4 protein-coding genes are annotated in these 4,045 nt (G+C 35.1%); all 4 read left to right on the forward strand.

The annotated features are described in order from the left end of the window. Nucleotides 1-137 precede the first annotated feature (137 nt). Nucleotides 138-314 carry a heavy-metal-associated domain-containing protein gene (locus BLR76_RS11295; protein WP_245683091.1) on the forward strand — a complete coding sequence of 59 codons (177 nt, stop codon included), beginning with the start codon at nucleotides 138-140 and terminating at the stop codon, nucleotides 312-314. 126 nt (nucleotides 315-440) lie between these two features. Further along, nucleotides 441-2,336 (forward strand): heavy metal translocating P-type ATPase, encoded by a 1,896-nt coding sequence (locus tag BLR76_RS11300; protein WP_091268993.1) that lies wholly within the window; start codon nucleotides 441-443, stop codon nucleotides 2,334-2,336. A gap of 296 nt (nucleotides 2,337-2,632) precedes the next feature. After that, nucleotides 2,633-2,863 (forward strand): heavy-metal-associated domain-containing protein, encoded by a 231-nt coding sequence (locus BLR76_RS11305; protein ID WP_091268995.1) that lies wholly within the window; start codon nucleotides 2,633-2,635, stop codon nucleotides 2,861-2,863. A gap of 40 nt (nucleotides 2,864-2,903) precedes the next feature. After that, a complete protein-coding gene (locus BLR76_RS11310; RefSeq protein WP_091268997.1) occupies nucleotides 2,904-3,458 on the forward strand; it encodes a Dps family protein in 555 nt (184 codons plus the stop codon). Nucleotides 3,459-4,045 lie beyond the last annotated feature (587 nt).

Consider the following 4,045-nt stretch of genomic DNA (forward strand, 5'->3'; position numbering starts at 1 on the left):
TGAAAACGAACGTATGTTCTTTTATTTAATTATATCACTCCGTCAACGGAAAGGCTATAGAAAGGTACACTTATTTTTAAAAGAAAAAGAAGACAAAACATTCAGAGTAATGATTAAAAAAATATAGGAGAGAGAAGATGACGACGATAACGTTTCAATTAGAAAAATTGACTTGTCCATCTTGTATGCAAAAAATCATAGACAATGTAAATGAATTAACGGGGATAGAAACAATAAAAATTTTATTTGATAGAAGCAAAGCAAGAGTAGTATTTGAAGACAATAAAATATCAAAAAAAAGAAATTCTTCATAAGATTGAAGAGATTGGATATTCAGCAAAGAAAATATAATAACGTATGAAAGTTGATTGGGGTCAATTTTAAATGAAAAAGCGCAGGGTATACTGGAGTCAACAAGTACAAACTAGGAGGAGAAAGAAATGGGTTTTCAGCAAAAAATATTAAGCAGTAAAAATAAAATCACACTTATCTCAGGAATTTTAATCGTTATAGGATTTATTGCACACTTTGGTTTTGGAAACACACAAGTTTTTAATATCGCATTCATTATCGCATCTATTTTAGGGGTGGCACCAATCGCCATTCAAGCTTTTGGGGCTTTAAAGGTAAAAGTAATTTCAATTGATGTGTTAGTAACCATCGCAGTAATCGGTGCTTTCCTCATTCAAAACTATGAAGAGTCAGCTATCGTAACGTTCTTATTCTTATTCGGTAGCTGGTTAGAGGCTCGCACATTGAACTCTACTCGTTCAGCGATTAAAGAATTGACAGAAATGGCACCAGAAGTAGCTTTTAAACAAATGGAAAATGGTGAATTTGAAGAAGTTGATGTATGGGATGTTGACGAAGGCGATATCCTACAAGTCCGTACAGGTGGAAAAGTTCCAGTTGATGGAACGGTTGTTATTGGTGAAGGTCACATTAACGAAGCATCAATCACTGGTGAAGCGGATCCGGTTCGAAAAGAAACAGATTCAGAAGTCTTCGCAGGTACAATTTTAGAAAATGGAACCCTACAAATTCGTGCAGACCGTGTAGGAGAAGATACAACTTTCGGTAAAATTATTGAGCTTGTTGAAGAAGCTCAAGATTCAAAATCAGAAGCTGAACGCTTTATTGACCAGTTTTCGCAGTGGTATACACCAGCCGTCTTAGTCTTAGCATTTATCGTGTGGATTTTTAGTCAAAATGTCGAGTTGGCCATTACAATACTAGTACTCGGATGCCCGGGTGCATTAGTCATTGGAGTACCTGTTTCTAACGTAGCAGGCATCGGAAATGGTGCAAAAAATGGTGTATTATTAAAAGGTTCAGAAGTAATTCAAGACTTTAGTAAAGTTGATACGATTCTATTTGATAAAACAGGAACTCTAACTGTAGGTAACCCAGAAGTTGCCGAATTTAAAACCTATGGGGATGCAGATCAAGCACTAAGCTATCTGGCAAGTGTCGAGAATGAATCGGATCACCCACTCGCAAAAGCGGTTCTTTCACAGTTAGGCGATATTGAAATGTATCCAGTAGATGAAACAAACGTTGTAAAAGGTGGAGGAATCGTCGCAGAAGTCGATGGGCACCGCGTTGCAATAGGAAACGTAGCTTTAATGGAAAAAGAAAATATCCAATTAACAAAAGAAGCTCGTGAAGATTTTGAAGCCTACGAAAAACGTGGAAACTCATTAGTTATTACAGCAGTCGATGGTGAGTTGAAAGCTCTAATGGGGATTCGTGACCAAATTCGCCCAGGGATTAAACAAGATTTACAAGCGATGAAAGCTTTAGGTGTTAAGAACTTAATCGTACTATCAGGAGATAACCAAGGTACTGTTGATTTAGTCGCTGAAGAATTAGGATTAACAGAAGCCCATGGAAACTTACTGCCAGAAGATAAGGCAGACTACCTCAAAGAACTCCAAGCTCAGGGTCAAATTGTCGCATTCGTTGGTGATGGAGTAAACGATAGTCCTTCATTAGCCCTTGCGGATATTGGAATCGCAATGGGTAGCGGAACAGACGTCGCTATTGAAACTTCTGATGTCGTTTTAATGAACTCAAATATGAGCCGCTTGCCTCACGCTTTAGGCTTAACTAAAGCAACCGCCAATAATATGAAACAAAATATTGTCATTGCAGTTGGTACTGTACTTGTTCTTCTAGCAGCCGTTTTCTTCTCAGACTGGATGAACATGTCAATCGGTATGTTAGTACACGAAGGAAGTATCTTAGTCGTTATCTTAAACAGTATGAGACTATTGCGCTACAGACTCAAAGGAACTGATGTAGAAACGGCGAACGCAAAAGAGGTTCATGCATAAAAAATACAATAAAAACTAAATAGATTACGGTGGAATTTCCAATATAATATAGTCGAACAAATTTCAGAAACAATTAGGAGATTAATACTAATTCTTGATCTACATCAATTCAATCTCTCTAGTCTTCGATTAGAATAGATGCATAAGAGGTAAGAAATGAAAATATTGAAATACAAAATACCTCGTTAAATTGATGTAGATCAAGATTAAAAACTTGAATAGCTGATATACTATAGATGTCAATAAGGTAAATCGAATGAATAAATAACAAATAAAAATTCAAAGGAGAATGTATCATGCAAAAAGCAACTATTCAATTAGAAACGTTAACTTGTCCATCATGTCTACAAAAAATCGAAAATGCTGTTGGTAACTTAAAAGGTGTGGATAAAGACAGCTTGAAAGTCATGTTCAATGCAAGCCGTGTAAAAGTAAATTTCGACGACACTATATCAATTGAAGACATAGAAAAAGCTATCCAAGACTTAGGTTATGGCGTAAAAAGATCGCGTGTAAAATCCGCATAGGTTTGCTTAAAAAATCAAAAAAATAATGGAGGAATGAATCATGTCAGAAAAAACACCACAAGAAAGATTAGAAGAAGAACAAGAATATAAAGATCATGTGCATCATACGAAAATAAATGCAGCAGCCATTACAGACCATCTTTTAGGGAATATTCACACACTACATGTGAAGTTACATCAGTATCATTGGTATGTAAAGGGACCTCACTTCTTTACTTTACATGAAAAATTTGAGGAACTATATGATGATAATGAAAAATGGTTTGACCGTTTAGCTGAACAACTGCTAGCTTCAGGATATAAACCAGCTTCTACAACCAAAGAGCTTGTCGAGTATTCTATGCTATCAGAAGATCCAGCAGATAAATATATAAAAGCCGAAGAAATGGTTGACAATATCATCGATGATTTCAGAGAAACTCGTGAATTAACGATTCGTGCCATTCACTTGGCGCAAGAAGAAGAGAATGTTGTCTTTGAGGATACGCTAATTGAATTTAAAGATGACTTAGATACAAAAATCTGGATGTTGCAAGCCTTTTTAGGAAAAGAAGCCCTAGAAGATGATGATTACCACGATGAAGAGGAAGACTAATACAATATAGATGAAAAGGAACAAGTAACTGCGAATTTACAAAGTACAGTTGCGTGTTCCTTTTTTGTTTGTCAAATTGTTTCTATAATAGATGGTATTGATGGGCTAATTTTGATTAATTGACACTATTTTTGCTTTTGAAATGAAAAAAGATCAATGAACGCCTATTATTTACTTACCAAACAAACCATGAGAAATTCACATGACTCATTTACAGTTAATACGAAAAACACTCGGATTTGTTCTGTAATAGATTACTGAAAATAGGTACAAAACACAACGGATTGATAGTAAAGAGAAGTGTTTAGGAAACTTTATAACTATGTAGCATCACTAGTGTTGCATTAAAATTTTAACTGTTTCATGATATAAAAAAGTCCTTTATAATGGGGTTGGATGACTTATCCAAGACCAAAACAAAGGACTACAACATGGATAAGTATAAAACAAAAATGACCATAAATAAATGGTTTTCCTACATTTCTTTAGAAACATTAAGTGAATCGTCTCGACAGACTATCAGTCAGTTTAATCGCTATTCAAAAAAGTTAACATTTAAGAAAGTTCTGAAACTCTTTCTCTATGCG

This window comes from Alkalibacterium thalassium (assembly GCF_900101165.1).
In the GTDB taxonomy this organism is placed as follows: domain Bacteria; phylum Bacillota; class Bacilli; order Lactobacillales; family Carnobacteriaceae_A; genus Alkalibacterium; species Alkalibacterium indicireducens.